Annotated in this window: 24 protein-coding genes; 15 read left to right on the forward strand and 9 right to left on the reverse strand. The window is 57.9% G+C overall.

Annotation, left to right across the window (positions count from 1 at the left end):
- Positions 1–3,042: an efflux RND transporter permease subunit gene (locus ACR3EP_RS00670; protein ID WP_170347868.1), complete on the forward strand. Its 3,042-nt coding sequence runs from the start codon at positions 1–3 to the stop codon at positions 3,040–3,042.
- A gap of 18 nt (positions 3,043–3,060) precedes the next feature.
- Here ACR3EP_RS00670 and ACR3EP_RS00675 read toward each other — a convergent pair whose 3' ends face one another.
- Both ACR3EP_RS00675 and carB read right to left on the reverse strand, forming a co-directional pair.
- Positions 3,061–3,471 carry a VOC family protein gene (locus ACR3EP_RS00675; RefSeq protein ID WP_480635831.1) on the reverse strand — a complete coding sequence of 137 codons (411 nt, stop codon included), beginning with the start codon at positions 3,469–3,471 and terminating at the stop codon, positions 3,061–3,063.
- A 258-nt stretch (positions 3,472–3,729) separates the two neighbouring features.
- The gene (gene carB / locus ACR3EP_RS00680; protein WP_480635833.1) at positions 3,730–7,074 is read right to left on the reverse strand and encodes a carbamoyl-phosphate synthase large subunit; all 3,345 of its coding nucleotides are present in this window, start codon (positions 7,072–7,074) and stop codon (positions 3,730–3,732) included.
- A 176-nt stretch (positions 7,075–7,250) separates the two neighbouring features.
- Between carB and ACR3EP_RS00685 the strand changes: the two genes are divergently transcribed.
- From ACR3EP_RS00685 to aspS, 4 genes are all read left to right on the forward strand, one after another.
- The gene (locus ACR3EP_RS00685) at positions 7,251–8,378 is read left to right on the forward strand and encodes an aminodeoxychorismate synthase component I (protein ID WP_480635835.1); all 1,128 of its coding nucleotides are present in this window, start codon (positions 7,251–7,253) and stop codon (positions 8,376–8,378) included.
- Entirely contained in the window at positions 8,333–8,980 is a 648-nt protein-coding gene (locus tag ACR3EP_RS00690) for an aminotransferase class IV family protein (protein WP_480635836.1), read from the forward strand. Before ACR3EP_RS00685 ends, ACR3EP_RS00690 begins: the two co-directional genes overlap by 46 nt.
- Positions 8,977–9,648, forward strand: a complete 672-nt coding sequence (locus tag ACR3EP_RS00695; protein WP_480635838.1) for a CPBP family intramembrane glutamic endopeptidase — start codon at positions 8,977–8,979, stop codon at positions 9,646–9,648. Before ACR3EP_RS00690 ends, ACR3EP_RS00695 begins: the two co-directional genes overlap by 4 nt.
- Before the next feature lie 78 nt (positions 9,649–9,726).
- Positions 9,727–11,502 (forward strand): aspartate--tRNA ligase, encoded by a 1,776-nt coding sequence (gene aspS, locus ACR3EP_RS00700; protein WP_170347874.1) that lies wholly within the window; start codon positions 9,727–9,729, stop codon positions 11,500–11,502.
- 220 nt (positions 11,503–11,722) lie between these two features.
- Here the strand turns inward: aspS and ACR3EP_RS00705 are convergent, their stop codons facing one another.
- On the reverse strand, positions 11,723–12,439 hold the full coding sequence (locus ACR3EP_RS00705; protein WP_480635840.1) for a response regulator: 717 nt from the start codon (positions 12,437–12,439) through the stop codon (positions 11,723–11,725).
- A gap of 134 nt (positions 12,440–12,573) precedes the next feature.
- On the opposite strand from ACR3EP_RS00705, the gene mce reads away from it, so the two are divergent.
- Together mce and ACR3EP_RS00715 are read left to right on the forward strand one after the other, a co-directional pair.
- The gene (mce, locus tag ACR3EP_RS00710) at positions 12,574–12,978 is read left to right on the forward strand and encodes a methylmalonyl-CoA epimerase (RefSeq protein ID WP_170347876.1); all 405 of its coding nucleotides are present in this window, start codon (positions 12,574–12,576) and stop codon (positions 12,976–12,978) included.
- Positions 12,979–12,993: 15 nt separating this feature from the next.
- Positions 12,994–13,269: a DUF1467 family protein gene (locus ACR3EP_RS00715; protein ID WP_170347877.1), complete on the forward strand. Its 276-nt coding sequence runs from the start codon at positions 12,994–12,996 to the stop codon at positions 13,267–13,269.
- Positions 13,270–13,272: 3 nt separating this feature from the next.
- On the opposite strand, the gene ACR3EP_RS00720 is transcribed toward ACR3EP_RS00715, so the two are convergent.
- Positions 13,273–13,968, reverse strand: a complete 696-nt coding sequence (locus ACR3EP_RS00720; RefSeq protein WP_480638983.1) for an EI24 domain-containing protein — start codon at positions 13,966–13,968, stop codon at positions 13,273–13,275.
- Positions 13,968–14,546 (reverse strand): nitroreductase family protein, encoded by a 579-nt coding sequence (locus ACR3EP_RS00725; protein WP_480635842.1) that lies wholly within the window; start codon positions 14,544–14,546, stop codon positions 13,968–13,970. The genes ACR3EP_RS00720 and ACR3EP_RS00725 overlap by 1 nt, the downstream gene beginning before the upstream one ends.
- A gap of 138 nt (positions 14,547–14,684) precedes the next feature.
- Here ACR3EP_RS00725 and ACR3EP_RS00730 point away from each other — a divergent pair, with 138 nt between their 5' ends.
- Complete coding sequence (locus tag ACR3EP_RS00730; RefSeq protein ID WP_480635843.1) at positions 14,685–14,960, forward strand: DUF167 domain-containing protein; 276 nt, start codon at positions 14,685–14,687, stop codon at positions 14,958–14,960.
- Here the strand turns inward: ACR3EP_RS00730 and ACR3EP_RS00735 are convergent.
- The gene (locus ACR3EP_RS00735) at positions 14,948–15,196 is read right to left on the reverse strand and encodes a hypothetical protein (protein WP_170347880.1); all 249 of its coding nucleotides are present in this window, start codon (positions 15,194–15,196) and stop codon (positions 14,948–14,950) included. The genes ACR3EP_RS00730 and ACR3EP_RS00735 overlap by 13 nt on opposite strands.
- A gap of 122 nt (positions 15,197–15,318) precedes the next feature.
- On the opposite strand from ACR3EP_RS00735, the gene ACR3EP_RS00740 reads away from it, so the two are divergent.
- From ACR3EP_RS00740 to ACR3EP_RS00755, 4 genes are all read left to right on the forward strand, one after another.
- Entirely contained in the window at positions 15,319–16,026 is a 708-nt protein-coding gene (locus ACR3EP_RS00740) for a M48 family metallopeptidase (protein WP_170516566.1), read from the forward strand.
- On the forward strand, positions 16,023–16,391 hold the full coding sequence (locus ACR3EP_RS00745; RefSeq protein WP_480635845.1) for a YigZ family protein: 369 nt from the start codon (positions 16,023–16,025) through the stop codon (positions 16,389–16,391). The genes ACR3EP_RS00740 and ACR3EP_RS00745 overlap by 4 nt, the downstream gene beginning before the upstream one ends.
- A gap of 69 nt (positions 16,392–16,460) precedes the next feature.
- The gene (locus tag ACR3EP_RS00750; RefSeq protein WP_170374306.1) at positions 16,461–16,712 is read left to right on the forward strand and encodes a DUF6455 family protein; all 252 of its coding nucleotides are present in this window, start codon (positions 16,461–16,463) and stop codon (positions 16,710–16,712) included.
- 118 nt (positions 16,713–16,830) lie between these two features.
- Positions 16,831–17,091: a DUF6455 family protein gene (locus ACR3EP_RS00755; protein ID WP_170347884.1), complete on the forward strand. Its 261-nt coding sequence runs from the start codon at positions 16,831–16,833 to the stop codon at positions 17,089–17,091.
- On the opposite strand, the gene ACR3EP_RS00760 is transcribed toward ACR3EP_RS00755, so the two are convergent.
- Positions 17,092–17,334 carry a CDGSH iron-sulfur domain-containing protein gene (locus ACR3EP_RS00760; RefSeq protein WP_226688758.1) on the reverse strand — a complete coding sequence of 81 codons (243 nt, stop codon included), beginning with the start codon at positions 17,332–17,334 and terminating at the stop codon, positions 17,092–17,094.
- A 229-nt stretch (positions 17,335–17,563) separates the two neighbouring features.
- Here ACR3EP_RS00760 and ACR3EP_RS00765 point away from each other — a divergent pair, with 229 nt between their 5' ends.
- Together ACR3EP_RS00765 and ACR3EP_RS00770 are read left to right on the forward strand one after the other, a co-directional pair.
- A complete protein-coding gene (locus ACR3EP_RS00765) occupies positions 17,564–17,752 on the forward strand; it encodes a hypothetical protein (RefSeq protein WP_170347886.1) in 189 nt (62 codons plus the stop codon).
- A gap of 131 nt (positions 17,753–17,883) precedes the next feature.
- Positions 17,884–18,240: a diacylglycerol kinase gene (locus ACR3EP_RS00770; protein ID WP_480635847.1), complete on the forward strand. Its 357-nt coding sequence runs from the start codon at positions 17,884–17,886 to the stop codon at positions 18,238–18,240.
- Between the two features lie 508 nt (positions 18,241–18,748).
- Here the strand turns inward: ACR3EP_RS00770 and rimO are convergent.
- Complete coding sequence (rimO, locus tag ACR3EP_RS00775; protein WP_226688757.1) at positions 18,749–20,137, reverse strand: 30S ribosomal protein S12 methylthiotransferase RimO; 1,389 nt, start codon at positions 20,135–20,137, stop codon at positions 18,749–18,751.
- Between the two features lie 96 nt (positions 20,138–20,233).
- Here rimO and ACR3EP_RS00780 point away from each other — a divergent pair, with 96 nt between their 5' ends.
- A complete protein-coding gene (locus tag ACR3EP_RS00780; protein WP_480635850.1) occupies positions 20,234–22,192 on the forward strand; it encodes an AsmA family protein in 1,959 nt (652 codons plus the stop codon).
- Between the two features lie 33 nt (positions 22,193–22,225).
- Here the strand turns inward: ACR3EP_RS00780 and ACR3EP_RS00785 are convergent, their stop codons facing one another.
- Positions 22,226–23,722, reverse strand: a complete 1,497-nt coding sequence (locus ACR3EP_RS00785) for a phosphomannomutase/phosphoglucomutase (protein WP_480635851.1) — start codon at positions 23,720–23,722, stop codon at positions 22,226–22,228.
- Between the last annotated feature and the right edge of the window lie 13 nt (positions 23,723–23,735).

The raw sequence follows: 23,735 nt of genomic DNA on the forward strand, positions 1-23,735 counted from the left end.
ATGAACATCGCGCGCGCCTCGATCGACCGGCCGATTTATACGTGGCTGATCATCCTGATTGCCCTGTTTGGGGGAATTTGGGGCTTCCTGTCGCTGGGTCGTCTGGAAGACCCGGCCTTCACCATCAAGAATGCCGTCATAGCAACGCAATACCCAGGCGCCACAGCCGAAGAAGTGGCGCTCGAGGTCTCGGAACCATTGGAATCTGCCATCCAGCAGATGGGCGAGGTTGATACGATCACCTCGGTCAACCAACCGGGATTTTCGCTGATCGAGGTCGAGATCAAATCGACTTATGACGGTACAGAACTGCCTGAAATTTGGACCAAGCTGCGCGCCAAGGTGCGCGACGCATCGCGTGCATTGCCATCGGGCGTAAGCCAACCAATGGTGAATGACGGGTTCGGTGATGTGTTCGGCCTGTTTTACGCTGTCACGGCCGAAGGGTTTTCGGACGCTGAAAAGCATGAGTTATCCACTTTTTTGCGGCGCGAATTGCTGACCGTTCCCGGTGTCGCGGATGTTGAGGTGATGGGCCTGCCGGACGAGGCGATCTTTGTCGAACCCGATCTGGCCATTTCCGTCAACCAGAACGTGCCTATCCCGTCCATCAACGAGGCCATTGCCAACGCGGACTCGGTTAATGCGTCTGGATCGGTCCGAACTGAGAATGACCGCACCACGATCCTGACGGCCGAAGGGTCAGATACAGTTTCTGCCATTGCCGGTTTGTCGTTGGGGTCGCAGGGGCAGGTGATCAACCTATTCGACATGGCGCACGTCTTTCGTGGCCGTCAGACCGACCCCGAGGTCATGATCCGGTTCAACGGGACCGAGGCGTTTACGCTGGGAATCGCGGGCCTGTCGACCGAGAATATCGTCGAAGTCGGCCAGCGTGCCGATGCCAAATTCGCCGAGTTGGACCCTCAGATTCCCTTTGGGGTCGAAATCCTGCCGATCTATCAGCAGCATGTGGTGGTCGAACAGGCCTCGAACGACTTTCTGGTGAACCTGGCCATGTCAGTCAGCATCGTTGTAGCGGTTTTGGCTATCTTCATGGGCTGGCGCGCGGCGGTGGTCGTGGGCTCGACCCTTCTGCTGACCGTAGTTGGGACACTGTTGTTCATGTCGATCTTCTCGATCGAGATGGAGCGAATATCGCTGGGCGCCCTGATCATTGCGATGGGGATGCTGGTGGACAACGCCATCGTGGTGGCCGAGGGAATGCAGATCGCCATGCTGCGCGGTAAAAATTCCCGCGATGCGGCTGATGAGGCGGCGTCGAAAACGCAAATCCCGTTGTTGGGGGCGACGGTCATCGGCATCATGGCTTTTGCCGGTATTGGCCTTAGCCCGGATGCGACGGGTGAGTTTCTGTTCTCATTGTTTGCGGTAATTGGTATCTCGCTGCTGCTTAGTTGGGTTCTGGCGCTTACGGTGACGCCGATGCTGGGGCATTACTTCTTCAAGCAGGGAAAAGAGGGCGAGGTGGACGCTTATGGCGGCATCATGTTCCGTGTCTACGGTGCGATCCTGCGGTGGTCCTTGCGGATGCGCTGGCTGGTGATTGCCGCGCTGGTCGGGGTGACGGTGGCCTGTTTCGCTGGCTTTGGTTTGGTGAAACAGCAGTTTTTCCCTGACTCGAACACACCGCTGTTTTTCGTGCATTACAACCTGCCGCAAGGCACGCCCATCGCGCGCACGGCTGAGGATATGGCGGTCTTCGAAGACTGGCTGGCCGAGCGCGACGATGTCGTGTCCGTCACCACCTTTGTCGGGCAGGGCGCAACTCGGTTCCTGTTGACCTATTCGGCCGAAAAACCAAACCCCAGCTATGGGCACATGATCATTCGTACTGAAACGCTGGATGACATTCCAGTTTTGCAGGCGGATTTGGAAGCGTTTGGGCAGGCACAATTCCCCGAGGGCAAATTCCGTACCAAACGCCTGATCTTCGGCCCGGGCGGCGGAGACCCAATCCAAGCCCGGTTCTCGGGCAGTGATCCGAAGGTATTGCGCCAGCTAGCCGATGAGGCGGTGTTGAAAATGCGCGAGGCTTCCCCTAATGCGCTGAACGTCTATCATGATTGGCGCGAGCAGGAGCTGGCAGTGCAGCCGATCTATGCGACCGAGCGGGCGCAGACCGCAGGTGTGTCCCGAGAAGATATTGCCGCGACTTTGCAGTTTTCCACGGACGGGATCACCGCCGGAGAATTCCGTGAGCGGGACCGTCTGATCCCCATCATCATACGCCGTCCCGCGGACGGGGATTATTCGATCGTCGATCAGGTGGTGTTTTCAGAAGAATCGCAAAAGTTCGTTCCAATCGAGCAAATGGTCGATGGGTTCGAATACAAGCCGCTCAACACGCTGGTGCATCGTCGTGACCGCGTGCTGACGATCACCGTCGGGGCTGATATCCCGCCCGGCATGACGGCGGCACAGGTCCATTCCGAGGTACGCGCGGCCATCGAAGACATGGACCTGCCACCCGGTTATCGCATGGAATGGGGGGGCGAGTTCGAAAACGCTGGCGAGGCCAACGAAAGCCTTGGGCGTCAGTTGCCCCTGAGCCTGCTGATCATGGTGCTGATCTCAGTGTTGATCTTTAACGCGATCCGCCAGCCGATCATCATCTGGCTGTTGGTGCCGATGTCGGTGAACGGCGTCGTGATCGGGCTGTTGGGGACGGGTCTGCCGTTCACCTTCACAGCGCTGCTGGGGCTGCTGAGCCTGTCGGGGATGCTGATCAAGAACGGGATCGTTCTGGTCGAAGAGATTGATCTGGTCCGCGCCACCGGCAAGCCCCTGCGCGAGTCGATTGTCGAAGCTTCTGTCTCGCGTTTGCGCCCTGTGATGCTGGCGGCGATCACCACCATACTAGGGATGGCACCGTTGCTGACGGACGCGTTCTTCCGCTCGATGGCGGTGACGATTATGGGCGGTTTGGCCTTTGCCACGATCCTGACCATGGTCGCGGCTCCGGTCTTTTACATGGTGTTCTTTGCACGCGATGAAAAACGCGAGGTTGCACAGGCCTGACTGGTACCGGGCGGCGTTTCAGTCGCCCGGGTCCTTTTCCGGATCATAATGATAGTAAAAACAGGATAGCTTGTTTCCGTCCGGGTCGCGCAGATAGGCGACATAGAAAACAGGCGCGTAATAGTCCCGAATGCCCGGCGCACCTGCGTCCGTGCCCCCAAATTCCAGACCTGCCACGTGAAAACGCCGAACTTGCGCTGCGCTGCTGGCCGGAAAAGCAATCATCGTTCCATTGCCCACGCAGGCCGCCCCACCATCAAATGGCGTACAGACCCAAAACCCTGTCCCGGCATCGGGATGGTTTCCCCAGCCTGCGCGATCCTTTGACCAACCCGGAAGGCGCGGCTGATCCAGTACAGAAAAGATCGCGTCATAGAACCGGATGGCCCGGGACAAGTCATTGGTTCCGTATGTGGTGTAAAGGCGCATGGTTTCACCGGTTGTCAGAACAGCATCATGCTGCCCGCGACAACACAGGGAAAGCGAAAACGGCCCTGCGGTTCGCGTCAGATCAGTGGGATCAGCGGCACATCACACGCGGCAAGCGTCATCAAAGCGGCGAGAACCATAAACCTGCGCATTTTGTTTTCCTTCTGCTCGTTTGCAAAAAAGATGCGCGCCCGAAGACACGGGGTCAACGGGCGCGGTGTGTTTGGTTCAAAATGCGCGGGTTTCACCTCAGGGGAGTTAGCCCTGCAGCGACTTCACCTCAACATCGCCTTCGGCCTGTGCCTTGATCGCCAGCGCGGCAGCATGGCTGGCGGCCGCGGTGGTGAAATAGGGGATCTTGTCATAGAGCGCGATTGAACGGATGGACTTGCTGTCCTCGACCGCCTGTGCGCCTTCGGTGGTGTTCATCAACAATTGCACCTGACCGTCTTTCAGCATGTCAGCCACGTCAGGGCGGCCTTCATAGACCTTGTTGACCACATCACAGGCTACACCCTGTTCAGCCAGCCAGGACTGGGTGCCGCGTGTGGCCACCAGAGAAAAACCTTGCCCGGTCAGAACCTGCGCGGCCTCAAGCATCGCGGGGGTCTTGTCGGCATCCTTGATCGAGATAAACGCACGACCCGAGGACGGCAGTACCATACCAGCACCCATCTGTGCCTTTAGGAAAGCGCGGTGGAAGTCGCGGTCCCAGCCCATGACCTCACCGGTCGAGCGCATTTCCGGACCCAGAATGGTGTCGACGCCGGGGAAACGGGCAAATGGCAGCACCGCCTCTTTCACCGAAAACCACGGCATGTCCGGATCAGCCAGTGTCATCTGGTCTGCGATCTTGGTGTCCTGACCGTCCTGATAAGGCGGGCGCTGCGGGAAGTTCGCCAGCTTCTCACCGGCCATGACACGCGCGGCAATCGACGCGATGGCACTGTCGGTCGCTTTGGCGACAAACGGTACGGTCCGTGAGGCGCGCGGGTTGACCTCGATCAGGTAAATCTCGCCATCCTTGATGGCGAACTGCACATTCATCAGGCCGACGACATTCAGAGCTTTGGCTAGCTTGAACGACTGATCCTTGATCTGATCCAGGATTTCTTTCGACAGCGAATAGGGCGGCAGCGAACAAGCCGAGTCACCCGAGTGAACGCCAGCCTCTTCGATATGCTGCATGATGCCAGCGACATGTACGGCCTCACCGTCGCAAATGGCATCCACGTCCAGCTCAACCGCACCGGCCAAATAACTGTCCAGCAGAACCGGGCTGTCGCCCGAGACCACCACAGCCTCGTTGATATAGCGTTTCAGCTGCTCCATATCGCGCACGATTTCCATTGCGCGGCCACCCAGAACGTAAGAGGGGCGGATGACCAGTGGGAAGCCAATCTCGTCGGCAATCTCCAGCGCCTGATCATCGGTCGAGGCGATGCCGTTCTTGGGCTGTTTCAGGCCCAGATCATTGACCAGCGCCTGAAAGCGTTCACGGTCTTCGGCAAGGTCAATCGCATCCGGCGTGGTGCCGAGGATCGGGATACCTTCAGCCTCAAGCGCGTTGGCCAGTTTTAGCGGGGTTTGGCCGCCGAACTGAACGATAACACCGTGCAGCGTGCCGTTCTCCTGCTCTTTCGTCAGGATTTCCATGACGTGTTCGAATGTCAGCGGTTCAAAATACAGCCGGTCCGAGGTGTCATAGTCGGTCGAGACCGTCTCGGGGTTGCAGTTGACCATGATGGTTTCATATCCCGCTTCGGTTAGTGCGAAACAGGCGTGGCAGCAGCAATAATCAAACTCGATGCCCTGACCGATCCGGTTCGGGCCACCGCCAAGGATGACAACCTTTTTGCGGTCAGACGGGCGCGCTTCACATTCGACCTCGCCCATCATGGGCGCTTCGTAGGTTGAATACATATAAGGCGTCTGTGCTTCGAACTCGGCGGCGCAAGTGTCTATGCGCTTGAACACGGCGTTGACGCCCAAATTGCGGCGGGCGCGGCGGACGTTGTCCTCATCCCGGCCGGTCAGATTGCCCAGACGAGCATCGGTAAAGCCCAGCATTTTCAGCTTGCGGATACCGTCTTCGGTCACCGGCAGGCCATCTTTGCGGACAACGCGCTCAGCCTCGATGATCTCGCGGATACGGGCCAGGAACCATGGGTCAAATTTGGTGACGCCAAAGATTTCGTCATCGGTCAAACCGTGACGCATGGCCTGCGCGATGGTGCGCAGACGGTCGGGGGTTTGTTTGCTGATTGCCTTGATGACAGCAGCCTTGTCGGTGGCTTCTTCCCAGACACCTACGTTAAGCCCGGGGATTTCGATCTCATCAAACCCGGTCAGGCCCGATTCCATCGAGGCCAGCGCCTTTTGCATCGATTCGTGGATCGTGCGGCCGATGGACATGGCCTCTCCCACCGACTTCATGGCGGTAGTCAGGTAAGGCTCGGAGCCTGGGAACTTTTCAAAGGCGAATTTCGGGATCTTGGTGACGACATAGTCGATGGTCGGCTCAAACGAGGCCGGGGTGACCTTGGTGATGTCGTTGTCCAACTCGTCTAGCGTATAGCCAACGGCCAGCTTGGCCGCGATCTTCGCAATCGGGAAACCGGTCGCCTTGGACGCCAGCGCCGAGGAGCGCGACACACGTGGGTTCATCTCGATCACAACCATGCGGCCATCATCGGGGTTGATCGCCCATTGTACGTTCGAACCGCCGGTTTCAACGCCGATCTCGCGCAGAACGGCGATCGAACCATTGCGCATGATCTGGTATTCCTTGTCGGTCAGCGTCAGGGCAGGGGCCACGGTGATCGAGTCGCCGGTATGCACGCCCATCGGATCGACGTTTTCGATGGAGCAGACGATGATGGCGTTGTCGGCGGTGTCGCGCACCACCTCCATCTCATACTCTTTCCAACCCAGCAGGCTTTCATCGACGAGGATCTGGTTGACGGGCGAGGCATCCATGCCCGAGCGGCAAAAATGGATATAATCCTCACGGTTATAGGCCACGCCGCCACCGGTGCCGCCCAGGGTAAAGGCAGGGCGGATAATGGCGGGCAGGCCGATTTCTTCCAGCTCATCCAGCGCCATCTGCACACCGGCGTCCAGATCGGTGGAACCGTCGTCGCGCTTGGGAGCGGTCACGATGGTTGCTTTGGGGTTTTCCAGCCCCAGCCGGTCCATCGCCTCGCGAAACAGGGCGCGGTCTTCGGCCATTTCGATGGCGTCGCGTTTGGCGCCGATCATCTCGACCCCGAACTTTTCAAGCACACCCATCTCTTCCAGCGCCAGCGAGGTGTTAAGCCCGGTCTGCCCGCCCATGGTGGGCAGCAAGGCGTCGGGGCGTTCTTTCTCGATGATCTTGGCGACAACCTCGGGGGTGATCGGTTCGATATAAGTGGCGTCAGCCAGACCGGGGTCGGTCATGATGGTGGCCGGGTTTGAGTTCACCAGGATGACCCGGTATCCTTCTTCGCGCAGCGCCTTACAGGCCTGTGCGCCGGAATAGTCAAATTCGCAGGCCTGACCGATGACGATGGGCCCCGCTCCGATGATCATGATCGACTGGATGTCGGTTCTTCTGGGCATGGCCTGGTTCCTTCGGTTAACTGCGAGTCAGGGCGCCCCCATGCGCCCAAATTGTCCTGCGTTATAGGGACCGCGCGAAAAGGTTCAAGGGGTATCGGAAACGGTGACGAAATTGCCGCTTTCCCCTCTTTCCCTTGCCGTCGTATTCTCTATACCGCGCAGCACGACAAATGAGGATGCAATTGCGTATTCGTTTCGATCAGGGGCCAGCCGGACCCGGAACAAGTTTCGACCGGCCAGCCAGTGTGATCCGTGCGGACAAGCCGGACGACGTGCCCCAAGCACTGGTGGCACTGGATGAGGCGCGCGCCGACGGTGCGTGGCTTGCCGGTTATGCCAGTTATGAGCTGGGCTATGTGCTTGAGCCGCGCTTGGCTGACCGACTGCCCGCGGATCGCCGTCTGCCTTTGCTGTGCTTTGGCGTTTATGAGGCCCCAGTGCAACGCGATCTTCCCTCGGCAGCTGGTGGCGTCACCGAATTTGAGCCCCGCTGGGATGAGGCACGGTATACGCGCGCCTTTCAACAGGTTCATGACGCCATCGGGGCCGGGGATATCTACCAGGCCAACCTGACCTTTCCTATCGACCTGACCATCCAGGGCGACAGCACCGCGCTATATGCCGCACTGGCTTCCGGGCAAGCGGTGGGTCACGGCGCGCTGGTACAGCAGGACGGCTTACCTGATCTGCTCAGCCGCTCGCCCGAGTTGTTCTTTCGTACCGATGCGGATCGAGGGATTGAAACCCGCCCGATGAAAGGCACGCAACCTCGCAGCGATGATATGGCCGAGGACGCGCGACGCCGGGCCTTTCTGTCGATTGACGAAAAGAATCGGGCCGAAAACCTGATGATCGTCGATCTTCTGCGAAATGACCTTAGCCGTGTTGCGCTGCCCGGATCGGTCAAAGTGCCCGAGCTGTTCAAAGTCGAAACCTATGCGACTGTGCATCAGATGGTCTCGTTGGTGCAGGCGCATCTGCATTTGGGGGCCGAGCTGTCCGATATCCTGATGGCGCTGTTCCCCTGTGGTTCAATCACCGGTGCGCCCAAGATCCGTGCGATGGAGATTTTGGCCGATTTGGAACCCTGGCCCCGTGACATTTATTGCGGCGCCATCGGTTGGGCCGCGCCGGACGGCCGGTCCGAGTTCAACGTGGCGATCCGCACGCTAATGGTTGAGGATGGAAAAGCCACTCTGAACGTGGGCGGCGGCTTGGTCTGGGACAGCACAGCCCCATCGGAATACGAGGAAGCGCTATGGAAAGCCCGCTTTGCCCACCAGCTGATCCTGACTTCCGCATAATCGAAACGCTGGCCTTTCGGCCAGAACAGGGGTTCGTGCGACGTGATCGGCATTTGGCTCGGATGGCCCGATCCGCCCAAGCCTTTGGGATTTCCTTTGACGCGGACCGCGCCATTGATCTGTTGAACGGCGTGGGTGGCTCATCACCGCTTAGGTGTCGACTGACGCTGACCGCAGGTGGTCAGCTGGATATAACGACCGGAGCATTGGCCGATAATCCGACGATCTGGCGGTGCGCCATTGCCGAACCGCGCCTGATCGCGTCTGACATCTGGTTGCAGCACAAAACAACACAGCGTGCCATATACGACACCACTCGGGCGACTTTGCCTCATGGCATAGACGAGGTCCTGTTTCTAAACGAACGCGACGAGTTGTGCGAAGGCACCATCACCAATCTGTTTCTGCATATGCCGGATGGCCGTCGCCTAACGCCTGCGTTGTCCAGCGGCGTTCTACCCGGCATTCTGCGCGAAGAATTACTGAGTAATAAAGAGGTTACCGAAGCCACCCTGACCTTGACCGACCTGAAAAACGCAGAAAAAGTCTATATGGGAAATTCGTTGCGTGGCCTGATCCGGGCGGAGTTGGCAATACAGTGAGCAAACAAACCGATTGGGCGGACAGCGGGGTGCCGTATCTGCGATTGCGGCTGGAATTTGGATTGTTTTTTATCGCTGCGCCGGTGCTGATCGCGGTGTTCTTTCCACCCAACTGGATGTTCCCGTCATTATTCACCTTCACGGTCATCGGGATTGTGTTGCTGCACATTACACCCGGCTTTGCCTGGGCTGAACTACGGTACAACTGGCGCAACTGGTCCTGGCGCGAGGTTGCTTTGTTTACCTTAGCCATGACGATCTTTTGCGCCGTGGTTGTGATGGCAATGCGACCCGAGGCGGCGTTTTTCCTACTGCGAAATCGACCCGAATTCCTTCTGGTGATTTGGATTGGTTACCCATTGCTGTCGGCCCTGCCGCAAGAGCTTTTGTTCCGGTCCCTGTTCTTCCGCCGCTATCACAAAATCCTGCCAAACGGACGCGCGGCCTATATGCTGAACGCTGCGCTGTTTTCACTGGCACATCTGATGTATTGGAGCTGGGTCGTCGCCGTCATGACCTTTGCCGGAGGGTTGCTGTTTACCTGGGCCTATCGCAAACGCGGGTCGTTTTTCTACGCGGTCTTATTGCACGCGATTGCGGGAAACATCATCTTTGCCGCCGGTCTGGGTATCTATTTCTACTCGGGCAACGTGCAAAGGCCGTTTTGACGGCGCGACCTGCCTTGACTTTCCATGCCTGACAGGGTGTATCGGCGCGACGAATTCTGCGCCCGAAGGGATATTTTCATGCACGCCTACCGCAGCCACACCTGCGCCGCTCTGACCGCCGCCAATGTCGGTGAAACCGTCCGCCTGTCCGGTTGGGTGCATCGTGTCCGAGATCACGGTGGCGTGCTGTTCATCGACCTGCGCGATCATTTCGGAGTGACACAGGTTCTGTGTGACGGTGACAGCGCCGCCTTTGCCGAGCTGGAAAAGGTTCGGTCCGAATGGTGTATCCGCATCGACGGCACTGTCAAAGCGCGCGACGCTGAGCTGGTAAACCCGAAACTGCCCACCGGCGAGATCGAAGTTTACGTGCGCGAATTGGAAGTGCTGGGCGCCGCTGATGAGCTGCCGTTGATGGTGTTCGGCGATCAGGAATATCCCGAAGAAACCCGCCTGCGCTATCGTTATCTGGACCTGCGCCGCGAGGCGATGCAGCAGAACATGACGCTGCGCTCGGACGTTGTGGCGTCCATGCGCCGTCGCATGTGGGATCAGGGGTTCCGCGAATATCAGACGCCGATCATCACTGCGTCGTCGCCGGAAGGCGCGCGTGACTTCTTGGTGCCTTCGCGTCTGCATCCGGGCAAGTTCTATGCGTTGCCGCAGGCGCCGCAGCAGTTCAAGCAGCTGATCATGGTGTCGGGCTTTGACAAATACTTCCAGATCGCGCCGTGTTTCCGCGATGAAGACCCACGCGCCGACCGCTCACCCACCGATTTCTATCAGCTTGACCTTGAGATGTCGTTTGTTGAACAGCAGGACGTGTTCGACACGATCCAGCCCGTTCTGACCGGTGTGTTCGAGGAATTCGGCGGTGGTCGCAAGGTTGATCAGGAGTGGCCGCAAATCTCCTACAAGGACGCGGCACTTTGGTATGGCAGCGACAAGCCGGACCTGCGCAATCCTATTAAAATGCAAGTGGTCTCCGACCACTTCCGCGATTCTGGCTTCGCGATATTCGCGAAGCTGTTGGAGCAGGAAGGCACCGAAATCCGCGCCATTCCTGCGCCGACTGGTGGCAGCCGCAAGTTCTGTGACCGCATGAACGCTTTTGCCCAGAAAGAGGGTCTGCCCGGTATGGGCTATATCTTCTGGCGCGATCAGGGCGAAGGCATGGAGGCCGCAGGTCCGTTGGCCAAGAACATCGGCCCCGAGCGGACCGAGGCAATCCGTCAACAGCTGGGTCTGGGTGTTGGTGACGCCGCGTTCTTCCTGGGCGGCAAGCCGAAAGCCTTTGAAAAGGTGGCGGGTAAGGCGCGCGATGTGATCGGTGAGGAGTTGGGTCTGACCGAGAAAGACCGCTTTGCCTTTGCCTGGATCGTAGATTTCCCGATCTACGAACAGGACGAAGAAACCGGAACCATCGACTTTGAACACAACCCATTCTCGATGCCGCAAGGTGGTATGGCGGCGCTGCAGGGTAATCCTCTGGACGTGCGCGGCTATCAGTACGATCTGGCGTGCAACGGGTATGAGCTGGTCTCGGGTGCGATCCGGAACCACAAGCCTGAGATCATGCTGAAAGCCTTTGAACTGGCAGGCTATGGCGAGGATGAGGTGAAAAGCCGCTTTGGTGCGCTGTTCAACGCCTTCCACTATGGCGCTCCGCCGCACGGTGGTTGTGCTGCGGGGATCGACCGGATCGTGATGCTATTGGCTGATGAGGCCAACATCCGCGAAGTAATGATGTTCCCGATGAACCAGCGCGCCGAAGACCTGATGATGGACGCGCCATCCGATCCGACCTCGGATCAGTTGATGGAATTGGGATTGCGGATCATCCCACAGGATTGATCAATCACCCGCCGCAGCCCCTGCGGCGGGTTTTTCCTTTGGATCAGGTGCCACAAGCCTGTGGTTAATATTCTGCGGTAACTGCTGTGTTGCTTCAGTGTCGGTCAACGGACAGAATTTTGATCCGCGTGCAACACGGATGTTCCGGGCTGTTGCACGGGTCTGAGAATAGGCCCAGATCGTCAGGATCGTGGATGTCAGAAAATACGCCGTTATCAATTCAGATCGCCTCGCGCTGTTCCAGTCGCGCCTGAACGATGCCGGCGACCTTTGCGGCCAGCGCCGTAACTGGTCCTCCGCCTGCGCGCGTTTCGGCCAGTTTCTGCGCGGCATCCGCCAGAACCGTATCCTCGGCATCCCGGGCAACGCCGATCAGGAATTGGGCCGCATAATCCAAAGTGCGATGATCGTTCGGCCCGGCCAGTACATCTGCGATATGGGCCATGTCGTCTTGATAGGCCATCGGGTCCGGGTGGATAACCTCATCCCGAATGGCGTGCAGGTTGTTGGGTCGACGATCCTGGGGCAGGTTTTCCAGAATGAACTGCTGAAAATGAGAAAGTGATTTCAGGGGTTTGTTCAAAAACCCATCGGCACCTGCTTGCAACGCAGCCTCCTGACTGTGATCGTCGCCGGACATGCCCAGAATAGCGCCGATACGTGGGGTTGCTTCGGCCAATTCGGCAATCAGGTCGGCACCGGACCCATCTGGCAAGCCGATATCCACCAGAATGACAGAAGGGCGATAGATCTGCAGGTGGCGCCGAGCCGAGGTCAGGCAATCCGCCCGCCGGATACGCGCACCGCTATGCAGGCACATCAGCCGGATCGCGTCACAGGCAAAGCGGCTGTCTTCGACAACCAGAATGGTTTGACCCAGCAGAGGCCGCGTGGCCGTCGGCTGCGCGGGTGAGGCGAAGGGGCTCGAATCGTCCATGGCAGAACTCCTAATCAGCAGATGCCCTAAGCTAGGAACTTCTGGCTAACACAGGGTTAACGGCAATTTGGCGCACTTGTTCTTTGGCCAAACTGCCCCCATAACCGCGGCAACGCAGAACACAGGAGAGTTCAATGATTGGTCGTCTGAACCACGTCGCCATTGCCGTACCCGATCTTGAGGCCGCGTCCGCGCAATATAGCAATGCACTGGGCGCCAAGGTCGGTGCGCCGCAGGATGAGCCCGATCATGGCGTTACCGTTGTGTTCATCGAACTGCCCAACACCAAGATCGAATTGCTGTACCCGCTGGGTGAAAACAGCCCGATCAACGGCTTTCTGGAAAAGAACCCGGCAGGCGGAATCCACCATGTTTGCTATGAGGTCGAAGACATCATCGCTGCCCGTGATCACTTAAAGGAAACCGGTGCCCGCGTTCTGGGATCGGGCGAGCCGAAGATCGGCGCGCATGGCAAGCCGGTACTGTTCTTGCACCCCAAGGACTTTAACGGCTGCCTGGTCGAACTAGAACAGGTTTAATCAAGCGAGGCTGTCATGACGATCACTGCTGCACTGGTATTGTTTGCCGTCATCTGGTTCATGACGCTGTTGGTTGTGTTGCCCATCCGTATCAAAACGCAAGGCGATCTGGGTGATATCGTTCCGGGCACCCATGCGGGTGCGCCGGAGGTGCATCACATGAAGAAAAAGATGTGGATCACCACCGGGATTTCGGTGGTGCTCTGGGCTGTTATTGCCGGGATTATCATCTCTGGTGTGATCTCGGTGCGCGATTTCGACTGGCTGAACCAACTGGAACCGCGGAACTGAGCGTCAGGTCGAAAGACCTGACAGCTTGTGATAGATATGGGTGAAAGTGGCAACCCCGAGGATTGGGATCACCAGATTCACCAGCGGCACCGAGAGGGGAATGGCCATCAAGGTGCCGGCCAGCCAAATGGTGGCGGAGTGTTTGGCGCGCAGCTTGCGCGCGCCGTCCCGCCCGATACGTCGCATCGCGGCAAGCGTGAAATACTCCCGACCCAGCAGAAACCCGTTCATTGCCCAGAAAATAAACGGCGCCAGTGGTGGGAACATCGCATAGAGGATCAGCGCCAGCAGGTTGGCAACAACCAGCACGCCCATGAAGCTAACCGCATCCCTTAACCCTTCGTTGAACGGGATGCCTGGAACGGCGGGCAGGGTGGGATAGTGTTTATCCTCGACCGCCTGCGCGACCTCTTCCAGAAACAAAGACGTAATCGCCGAGGCGATTGGCATCATCAGAAACACCGGCAGAATCAGCACCACAAAGATGCCGGAATAATTCAGAACATCGTTCAACCACGGGACTGCGCCGATCCAGGGCAGCGAAATCTCATTCCCGGACAGCCTGTTGATTAACCAAATCGCACCAGCGCAGGCCGCGATCAACAGCGCGACCGTCAGACCTATGCCACGCAGCAGGACTGCGCGGAACTTGGGGTCTCCGATCTGACCAAGCGCCGCAAAAAACGCGTTGAGGATCATCATTCCTCGACCCATTCGGTCAGCGCTGCCACATCCGGGCGAGGGCGTTCTGGCGGGGCCGTGCCTTCGGTAGCAATGTGGATCAGGCCAACGATGCGCTCGTTGTCTTGCAAGCCAAAGGCTTGACGGCAGAATTCGGGATCATGGGTTTGCCAGCCGGACAACCAGTTCGCCCCCCAACCCGCTGCAAGCGCCGCGTTCAGTAAGGCCAGACAGACAGCACCAGCCGAATAGGTCTGTTCAATCGCCGGGATTTTTTCGGATGGTTTCTGCACCTCGACCACGGCAACGGCTAGATGGCCCATATCAAACTGGCTTTGCGCTTTTGCGATGTCCTCGGGCGACTTGCCCAGGGCAACGCCCCGCCCGTGCGTCAACCCGGACAGGCGCGGCATTGCGCCTTTCTCAAGCACGATAAAGCGCCACGGTTCCAGCTTTCCGTGATCGGGGCTGCGGGCGGCGGCGGTCAAAAGCGGCAACAGCTCATCCCGCGTCGGAGCCGGAGCAATCAACGTTTTGGCAGGGCGAGACCGACGCGATTGCAGAAATTCCAAGGCAGCCGGGTTTTTCAAGGACATATGTTAACTTCCTTTACATGGGCAGTCTGTATCTGGTTGAGTATCTGGCGCGTTTCAAGTGCAATCAGCTGGATAGGCCGGATCATTTTCATTCCCCGGTGCCCCATGCAAGGGTGTTTACAGGCAAGAGGTGAAAAGATGGCCAGGCCGAAACTGCGCGACATACCCGACCTAAGCGCCTATGCCACCCCTGGTACGGCCGTTCCGGTCCGGGTCACGCCGAAAGCCGCAAAGGACAGCATCACGATGGACAAGGGCGTAATCCGCATTACGGTCACTGTGCCGCCCGAAAACGGCAAAGCCAACGAAGCTGTGCGCCGGATACTGGCCACGGCCATGCAGGTGGCCCCTTCGACGCTGACCCTAAAACAAGGGCAGACTGCGCGGGACAAGCTGTTTGTCTATGCGCCTTGACTGGGTCTTTCGTGGATTTGATACACCCCTTCCGGCAAATCCAGCGCAGCGGCCAGATCGCGGACCTGCTCGGGCGACAAGGTTATTTTCTGGATCTTGTCTGTGCGTGGGTCCAGCTGCTCAAGCGTCACACATTCGGCGAAGCTGTTGATGACGACATCCTCTTGCAAAGGTTTGGGGCCTTCGTCCACCAGAGTAATGACTGTCGAGTCGAATTCATGCTCAATCGAAAACATATAGGCAGAGTGCAGGGAGCAAGGCGGCAATGCAACCCGTTCCCGTGCAATCCGACGGTGGCGGTCCCCCAGGTGTCGCGCTATGGTTTTTCAAACGGGACCACCGTTTCAAAGGAATATAAATGCGCCGTCTGATCTATTTGCTGTTTCCTCTGGTGCTGACGGCCTGCAGTGCTGGTGTTCTGCGTGTTCAACCGGCAAATGAATGGTCGCTGGATTCGAGTGAATTTCAGGTCGACGCCGCCGCGTTTCGGGATATCAGCCGTCAGGTCGGCGACGAAGCCCGCGCCGAATGTCTGCGCCAGGCCAAGGTCGAAAATTGCGATTTCACGATATTGGTCGACCTGAACCCGCGCGCACCGGCAAATGCCTTTCAGACTCTGGATGATGACAATCAGCCGGTAATCATATTCACACGTTCTATGATCCAATCTGCGAAGAATCCTGATGAACTGGCGTTTGTCATGGGGCACGAGGCAGCGCATCATGTTTTGGGACACATAGCCCGGCAGTCGAAAAACGCCCAGGAAAGTGCCGCAATCTTCAGCGAATTGGGCAAGCTGCATGGCGAGGAAGGCAAAGACCTTGAACGCACGCAGAAATTGGGGGCTGAGTTGGGTGTGCAGGTAAACGTGAAAGCGTTCGAGCTGGAGGCGGACCAACTGGGCACGATCATCACCCATAACGCGGGATACAACCCTTTAATCGGCGCCAAATACTTTGATCGCCTTCCCGATCCGGGGGATCAGTTTCTGGGCACGCACCCCCCAAATGCCGACCGGGTTCAGATCGTTCTTGAAACCGCAAGACAATTGGGTTTGACGCAATGACGTCCCTGACACGGCTGGGCGTTATCCTGACGGACCGGGGGTCGAAATACGCGGTAACAGGCGCAGCCGTTGGCACGCGGGCCGATGTTGATGCAGTCTTGCAGGAGCTCAAGGCAGACAAGGCTTATGCCAAAGCCACGCACAACACCTGGGCGGCCATTTTGCCGACCGGGGCGTTGAAGGCCGATGACGGGGAAAGCGGTGCGGGCATGGTGATTCTAAGGATGCTTGAACGGGCCGGGCTGGACAGTCATGTGGTCATCGTCACCCGCTGGTACGGCGGAAAAAAGCTGGGTGGGGATCGATTTAGGCGCGTGCAGGACGCGACCCGAGCCTATCTGGATCACATCAGTGCCAGGCCTTGATGTGAGTCAAAGGCCCAAGCACCGGGCTGAGATATCCTGTTCTGGACAGATGGCAGGAAAGGACCTCTCATGCCCGATCAAGAAGTCTTGAAATTCCATGCAGGTCTTGTAGATCAGATGGCTACGAAACTTGGTGTGGATTTGCAGCAATCCGCGATTGAAGGTGATGTTTCGATCGATCAGCTTTCCGATGCTGTTCTGAGGTGTACGGGCTGTGCAAATCCCAATCATTGCCAGAGCTTCCTACAGCAGCCCGCGCAGGCGGGCCAAACGCCGGAATACTGCCGCAATCAGGAAATGCTCCGAAAACTGCAGCCTTAACGACAGGAAGGTTTCATGCTGCATGAGAGTGGTCACCGGACGCGATAGGTGACCTACAGACTAGCAGAAACCAACACCGGTTTGCTGTGTTGAAAACATGATCAAAGCAGGAAAACTGATGGCGCGAAATTCTTTGGGGGATGTCGAAAAACACTTTTGGCTAACCCGTTCGGTGGCGCGATGTATGAAAATCTCGTTGACCGAAGCCATGGCAGAGAAACGGCTGACACCGGATCGCTATGCCGAACTGGTAACACGCTGCCGGGCATCGCAGTGCAGCAACCAATGTGCCATCTGGTTGTCTGAACAACAATCCGAGGCCCATACCGCACCCGAATTCTGTGCCAACGCTGATCTGTTGAACGCGTTGAAGACCTGATTACAGTTTGGAATGCGACCCGTCGCACAGCGGAGGATTCCCGCTGTGTTTGCAGCCACAGAAAAAGACTTTTTTGCTACTGTCTGCCGTGTACTTGACCGGTTCGAACCCGGTGTCTTTGTGCGATCCATCGCAAAACGGCTGCCGTTTGGATTGGCCGCATGCGCACCAGAAATAGCTTTTCCCTTCGATCACCTCGACCGGGAAGGGACCTTTTTGCGCGATGGTGGGGCTGTCAGACATGTGGCTACTCCGTCTTTTGCTGATGTCACTCTACCAGTGTAGAGCGATACGCGAAAATCGGTAGCCTATGCTCATAAATCCGCTGTTTCTGAGGGGGTTACCGGCGTTGTTTCGCCTTTCTTCACGATCGCGTGATCGAATTCGTTGCAAATATGCCATTCAAGTCGTATTGTGAGACCGGCCCCGGATTCTTGGGCAATATCAGGAAATTAATAGAGGAATGACGGACATGAAACTCAAATTTGCTGCCGTTGGTGCATTTGCCCTTGTTTTGGCTGCTTGCTCGCAGCAGGAAGAACCGGCGCCGGTTTATATCACGCCTGAGTACGACAAATTCGGCACACCTAGCTGCCCGGCAGGAACTGAGCTGGCCACAACAGAAGCAGGCCAGACCGTCTGTAATCCGGTCGCACAATAACTATTCCGCGGGTGGCCCGTTTTTAAGGCTGCCCGCACATTCTCGACAAAAAACCGCCCTCGGGGCGGTTTTTTCTTGCCCTCCATAAATCAATGCGGCTTCAGTTCCGTACACCGAAAAGTTGAAGGCTGATGAGAAACCTTCTTACACATCTCAAGGATCGAACGCGTTGGAGCTGGCAAGGGCTGGTCGCGACCTGGCGTGAAGAGTATTCGTTCCGCGCCTGGGTTTGGGCAAATCTGGTCTCGGCTGCTTTGGCCGTTTGTTTGCCGCTCGGTGAAGGGGTACGCGCCCTGATCCTGATATTTGGCCTGCTTGTTTTGGTGGCCGAGCTGTTCAATACCGCGATTGAGCGCGCTGTCGATCACACCTCGACCGATCACAATAAACTGGCGGGGCAGGCCAAGGACGCCGCCAGTGCTGCTGTTGCGTTAACGGCTTTGGCGGCGGGATTGGCTTGGGTCATCGGGCTTCTAAGCCTGTTCTGAAGCCATCAATACCACCGCCGTTTTGTACCATAGCGATATCCCCGGTTTTGAATTCCGTAACTCCGTGGAAGGTAATATGGCGAGGCATGTTTGTTGCTGAACGCTTGCCTTGACCGGTGGTGTCGTTTGACCGGTTTGACGTAATGAACCTTGGGTTTGCTCTTGTGGTGGTACACTTTCGGCTTGGTTTGATGTTTGTGTTTGCTGGACCGATGATAGACTTTAGGTGCGCCATAGTATCGCTGTACATGGTGTTTGCTGCGCAGATGCAGGCTCAGCGGTTCGGACCCAATAATTATGAAACCGCCCGCGCGGACGTTGTCCGCAACAGCGGGAACGGCATAAAGTTGGGCAGCAAGTATAACCGTTATGCATTTCAGGCCAAAGGGGCGTAGGCAGGACATTGGAACTTCCTTCCTATAAGGCGGTATGTCCCGTCATAATCCGCGAGTCTGGCGCAAAACGCCAATAAACTTGCCTCACGCTTTGCCCAGCAGGGGTGACCGGATCAGGTCAGCTTGCCCCAAAGGTCATATTCGCCAGCCTCATCGACCTCGACCGAGACGATGTCGCCAGGGTTGAGGGTTTCAAACCCTTCGTCGATAAACAGATTCCCATCGATCTCGGGCGCGTCGGATTTGGTGCGGCAAGTGGCGGCTTCGCCATCGACCTCGTCCACGATCACCTCGATGGTCTGGCCGACCTTTGCGGCCAGCTTTGCCTCGGAGATCGCCTGTGCCTTCTCCATGAACCGTTCCCAGCGCTCTTGTTTGATCTCGGCCGGAACATGGTCGGGCAGATCGTTCGAGCGTGCGCCATCCACGTTTTCGTATTGGAAGCATCCCACGCGATCCAATTGCGCCTCATCCATCCAATCCAAAAGCGTCTGGAACTCAGCCTCGGTCTCGCCGGGATAGCCGACGATAAAGGTCGAGCGCAGGGTGATATCGGGGCAGGTCGCGCGCCATGCTGCGATCTCGTCCAGTGTTTTCGCCGCTGCCGCCGGGCGGGCCATGCGTTTCAGAACGTCCGGGTGGGCATGTTGGAACGGAATGTCTAGATAGGGCAGGATGTTGCACCCGGCATCGGCCATCAGGGGGATCAGCTCGCGCACATGCGGGTAGGGGTAGACATAGTGTAGACGAACCCAGGCATCCAGCTGCCCCAGCTCACGCGCCAGATCGGTAATGTGGCTGCGCACCTCACGGTCCTTCCACGGGTTCACATCGTATTTCCGGTCCAGCCCATAGGCCGAGGTATCCTGCGAGATCACCAGCAACTCGCGCACGCCATTGTCGACCAGCTTTTCGGCCTCACGCAATATGGCGTGGGCGGGACGACTGGCCAGTTTCCCGCGCATGTCTGGGATGATGCAAAATTTGCACTTGTGGTTACAGCCCTCGGATATCTTGAGATAGCTGTAATGGCGCGGGGTCAACTGCACGCTGGCGGCGGGCAGTAGATCAACGAATGGATCAGGATCGGGGGGAACTGCTGAATGCACCGCATCCAGCACCTGTTCGTATTGATGCGGCCCGGTCACGGCCATAATGCGCGGGTGGTGTTCACGGATATAGTCGGGCTCGGCCCCCAGGCAGCCGGTCACAATGACCTTGCCGTTTTCTACCAAAGCCTCGCCAATGGCGTCCAGAGACTCAGCCTTGGCGCTGTCGAGGAACCCGCAAGTGTTCACGATTACGGCATCGGCCCCGGAATAATCTGGCGAAATGCCGTACCCTTCTGCACGAAGACGGGTCAAAATCCGCTCGCTATCGACCAAGGCCTTGGGGCAGCCCAGCGACACCATACCAATGGTTGGTTGGTTGGTACGTGGCGTATCAGGCATCCTGGCGGCGGGCGCCAGGTCAGGGCGGAGGTTTGGTGGGTTCGTGCTCATGGCGCGGCATATAGTGGGGAACGCTTCCTCTTGCAAATACGGGCTGGGCTTTGGATGATCTTTTCAACGCATGCCAAATAAGCGGAGAGCAGAAAAATGAAGTGGCTGGTGCGCATACTCTTCTTATTCGTGGCCGCAATCGGGTTGGTCATCGGCGCCTTATTGCTGATGCCGGGGGATAAGCTGGCGGCGATTCTGGCGGAACAGGTCAAAAGCGAAACGGGGCGCGACCTGACCTTGTCGGGGGATGTGAACCTGTCGTTCTGGCCCGTTCTGGGGATGGAGACCGGCCCTGTCACGTTTGGCAACGCACCCTGGGCCGGGTCCGAACCGATGCTCAGCGCCGAAAGCCTTGCCGTCGGCGTGGATGCTTCGGCGCTGCTGAACGGAGATTTACGGATAAGGCGGGTTGTCGCGGATAATCCGGTTTTGAGGCTCGAGTTATCCGATGGACGCGGCAATTGGGAATTAAGCGCTCCGGTTGCCTCGCAGGCGACGACCGGAAGCAATACCAGCGCGTCATCTGCATCGCCGCAAGGTGCCGTGACGCTGGACCGTCTGGAACTGACCAATGCACAGTTGGTTTACATCGAAAATGGCGCAACGAAATTCAACTTCTCAAACGTTGATCTGTCGGCCAGCTGGCCGGGGCCGACCTCACCCATGGTCATGGAGGCGCGGATGGCAGTGCCGGGCGGCCACGTGAAAGTTGACCTCGAAATACCGGACCTGCCGACCTATGCATCCGGGGCGGTCGCACCTTTGAAATTGGCTCTGACCGCGCCGGGCGGCGAGGTTGGGTTCGATGGCCGCGTCAACCTTGCTGGAGAAATGGACGGCGCGCTTGCGGTCAAAACCAGGAACACCGAGGAAATGCTGGCCGCTTTTGGACAGGCGGGTGTCGGGGTGCCGCTGGGATTGGGCCGCAAGGCCGATGTGTCTGGGCAGATGACCTATACCAGCGAGGGCCGTATTTCACTGCGCAACATGGTGGCGCAGTTGGACCACAACCGCTTTACCGGAGAAACGGATATCGAGATTTCGGATCCGCCGAAAATCACCGCGCGGCTCAAGAGTGGGGATATTGACCTGTCACGTTTCAATGACGCGCCGGCGTCGAGCGGGGGTGGGTCGGGAACGGCGTCCTCGCCCGACAGTGGGTGGTCCAAGGCCCCGATTGATGCCTCGGCCCTGTCGCTGGCCAATGGGGAAATACGCCTGACGGCCTCGTCCATTGTCCTGCCCGACATAGAACTGGGAGCCAGCGACCTGACGCTGATACTCGACCGGTCCCGTGCTGTGTTGCAGATGAACCCGGCCACTTTGTTCTCGGGTCAGGTTAACGGGCAGGTGGTGGCCAACAACCGCAATGGCCTGTCAGTCGGCGGTAAGCTGAAGGCGAAAAACATGAACGTTCAACAAGCCCTGTCCACCCTTGCCGGGATTGAGCGTTTTACGGGTACAGGAACGGGTGAGTTTGAATTTCTAGGCGTCGGGCAGACCGAAGACCAGATCATGCGATCCCTCAGTGGCACGGGCAATCTGAATGTGGGGCAGGGCGTGATTTCGGGTTTTGATCTGGATCGCCTGATGGGGCGCGGCAAAGGTTCGGGTGGGACAACCGTGTTCAACAGCCTGACAGCCAATTTTACCATTGATCAGGGTGTGCTGACCAATAACGACCTGCTGATGTCACTGGACAATTTCCGTGCAGATGGGACGGGCAAGGTCAATATCGGCGCACGCAGGATCGACTATCTGTTTACCCCAACCGCGCTGCGGGCCAACTCGGGGCAGGGTCTTTCGGTTCCAGTGCGGATTGTCGGGCCGTGGAGCGACCCTTCGATCCAACCCGATTTGTCCAAAGTGATCGAGGCCGCCGCCGAAGGTCAGCTAAAAGACCTTGAGGACGACGCCAAGCAAAAGGTTCTGGACAAAGTGGGTGATGAACTGGGTACGGCAGTGACTGACAGTGAAAGTGTCGAGGATGCTTTGAAAAATAAGCTGGAAGAAGAGGCCAAGAAAGGCTTGTTCAAACTGTTGGGCGGAAATTAAAGGGCGGGGCGCCTTAGGCGCCCCGATCCCAAATCAGATGGTTTGGTCGTAATCCCCAACGCCGGGTTCAGTCCGGATGACGGCGTCGATATCGGCAAATATGGCGCGCATTTCTTCTTCGCTTTCGCTGCTTTCACAGACCACAACCAGGTTTGGCGTGTTCGAGGACGCCCGCACCAGCCCCCAGCTGCCATTGTCCAGAATAACGCGGGCGCCATTGACGGTGACGACCTCTTTGACCGCGCGGCCTGCCAGGGTTTCACCCGCATCGGCCTTGGCAACCAGCTTGTCCACCAACCGTTTGAGAATGTCGTATTTCTCGGTATCGGCGGCATAGGGCGACATGGTCGGCGTCGACCAGGTTTTTGGCAACGCCTTGCGCAGGTCCGACATGCTTTTGTCCGGGTTGCGATCCATCAGTTTGCAGATCTCGACCGCGACCCGCATGCCGCAGTCATAGCCGCGCCCGATCGGCTCTGCCAGGAAGTAGTGGCCCGATTTCTCGAACCCTGCCAGAGCATTGATTTCTTTAACCCGGCGCTTCATGTGGCTATGGCCGGTTTTCCAGTAATCGGCTTTGACGCCGTGGGCCTGCAACTCGGGGTCGCTGGCAAACAGCCCGGTTGATTTGACGTCCGCCACAAAGGTCGCGTTGGGGTACAGCTTGGCCAGATCGCGGGCCATGATCACGCCGACCTTGTCTGCGAAAATCTCTTCACCCTCGTCATCGACAACACCGCAGCGATCTCCGTCACCGTCAAATCCCAGCGCCATGTCGGCGCCGCTGGATTTCACGGTGTTGGCCATGTCGTGCAACATCTCCATGGCTTCAGGATTAGGGTTGTAGTTGGGGAAGGTGTAGTCCAGCCGGTTGTGGCTGGGCACGACTTCGACCCCCATCCGTTCGAAAATCTCGGGCGCAAAGGCTGACGCTGTACCATTACCCGTCGCACAGACGACTTTCAGGGGCCGGGACATTTTGAAGTCGCCAACCAGATCGTCGATATAAGCCTCTTTCACGCCGTCCACGAATTCGTACGAACCCCCTTCGTGGGGGACGCCTTCGCCATTCAGAACAATGTCGCGCAATTCCGACATCTCGTCCGGGCCGTGAGTTAACGGGCGTTCAAAGCCCATCTTCACGCCGGTCCAGCCGTTCGGGTTGTGGCTGGCGGTGACCATGGCCACGGCAGGGACATCCAGATGGAACTGGGCGAAATAGGCCATAGGGCTCAGTGCCGGGCCGATATCCTTGACCTGAATTCCGGCCTGCATCAGGCCCAGGATCAACGCATTCTTGATTGCCAGCGAATAGTCGCGATAGTCGTTGCCGACCGCGATCACAGGCGCGATTCCACGCTTGCGCATCTGAGTGCCCAAACCCAGCCCCAGCGCCGTCATGCCCGGCAGATTGATCTCTTCGGGGTATTTCCAACGGGCGTCATATTCGCGAAACCCGGTGGGTTTGATCATCGGGTCGCGCAGAAAACTCCAGGTGTTCGGAGTCACCTCGGGGATGGGTTTGGTCATACTATCGCTCTTG

The sequence above is a fragment of the Ruegeria sp. BB10 genome (assembly GCF_056535725.1).

Bases quoted from the DNA above. Each gene is read 5' to 3' on its own strand.
- ACR3EP_RS00670 (WP_170347868.1), top strand. From the start codon at position 1: ATGAACATCGCGCGCGCCTCGATCGACCGGCCGATTTATACGTGGCTG.
- ACR3EP_RS00675 (WP_480635831.1), bottom strand. From the start codon at position 3,471: ATGCGCCTTTACACCACATACGGAACCAATGACTTGTCCCGGGCCATC.
- carB (WP_480635833.1), bottom strand. From the start codon at position 7,074: ATGCCCAGAAGAACCGACATCCAGTCGATCATGATCATCGGAGCGGGG.
- ACR3EP_RS00685 (WP_480635835.1), top strand. From the start codon at position 7,251: ATGCAATTGCGTATTCGTTTCGATCAGGGGCCAGCCGGACCCGGAACA.
- ACR3EP_RS00690 (WP_480635836.1), top strand. From the start codon at position 8,333: ATGGAAAGCCCGCTTTGCCCACCAGCTGATCCTGACTTCCGCATAATC.
- aspS (WP_170347874.1), top strand. From the start codon at position 9,727: ATGCACGCCTACCGCAGCCACACCTGCGCCGCTCTGACCGCCGCCAAT.
- ACR3EP_RS00705 (WP_480635840.1), bottom strand. From the start codon at position 12,439: ATGGACGATTCGAGCCCCTTCGCCTCACCCGCGCAGCCGACGGCCACG.
- mce (WP_170347876.1), top strand. From the start codon at position 12,574: ATGATTGGTCGTCTGAACCACGTCGCCATTGCCGTACCCGATCTTGAG.
- ACR3EP_RS00715 (WP_170347877.1), top strand. From the start codon at position 12,994: ATGACGATCACTGCTGCACTGGTATTGTTTGCCGTCATCTGGTTCATG.
- ACR3EP_RS00720 (WP_480638983.1), bottom strand. From the start codon at position 13,968: ATGATCCTCAACGCGTTTTTTGCGGCGCTTGGTCAGATCGGAGACCCC.
- ACR3EP_RS00725 (WP_480635842.1), bottom strand. From the start codon at position 14,546: ATGTCCTTGAAAAACCCGGCTGCCTTGGAATTTCTGCAATCGCGTCGG.
- ACR3EP_RS00730 (WP_480635843.1), top strand. From the start codon at position 14,685: ATGGCCAGGCCGAAACTGCGCGACATACCCGACCTAAGCGCCTATGCC.
- ACR3EP_RS00735 (WP_170347880.1), bottom strand. From the start codon at position 15,196: ATGTTTTCGATTGAGCATGAATTCGACTCGACAGTCATTACTCTGGTG.
- ACR3EP_RS00740 (WP_170516566.1), top strand. From the start codon at position 15,319: ATGCGCCGTCTGATCTATTTGCTGTTTCCTCTGGTGCTGACGGCCTGC.
- ACR3EP_RS00745 (WP_480635845.1), top strand. From the start codon at position 16,023: ATGACGTCCCTGACACGGCTGGGCGTTATCCTGACGGACCGGGGGTCG.
- ACR3EP_RS00750 (WP_170374306.1), top strand. From the start codon at position 16,461: ATGCCCGATCAAGAAGTCTTGAAATTCCATGCAGGTCTTGTAGATCAG.
- ACR3EP_RS00755 (WP_170347884.1), top strand. From the start codon at position 16,831: ATGGCGCGAAATTCTTTGGGGGATGTCGAAAAACACTTTTGGCTAACC.
- ACR3EP_RS00760 (WP_226688758.1), bottom strand. From the start codon at position 17,334: ATGTCTGACAGCCCCACCATCGCGCAAAAAGGTCCCTTCCCGGTCGAG.
- ACR3EP_RS00765 (WP_170347886.1), top strand. From the start codon at position 17,564: ATGAAACTCAAATTTGCTGCCGTTGGTGCATTTGCCCTTGTTTTGGCT.
- ACR3EP_RS00770 (WP_480635847.1), top strand. From the start codon at position 17,884: ATGAGAAACCTTCTTACACATCTCAAGGATCGAACGCGTTGGAGCTGG.
- rimO (WP_226688757.1), bottom strand. From the start codon at position 20,137: ATGAGCACGAACCCACCAAACCTCCGCCCTGACCTGGCGCCCGCCGCC.
- ACR3EP_RS00780 (WP_480635850.1), top strand. From the start codon at position 20,234: ATGAAGTGGCTGGTGCGCATACTCTTCTTATTCGTGGCCGCAATCGGG.
- ACR3EP_RS00785 (WP_480635851.1), bottom strand. From the start codon at position 23,722: ATGACCAAACCCATCCCCGAGGTGACTCCGAACACCTGGAGTTTTCTG.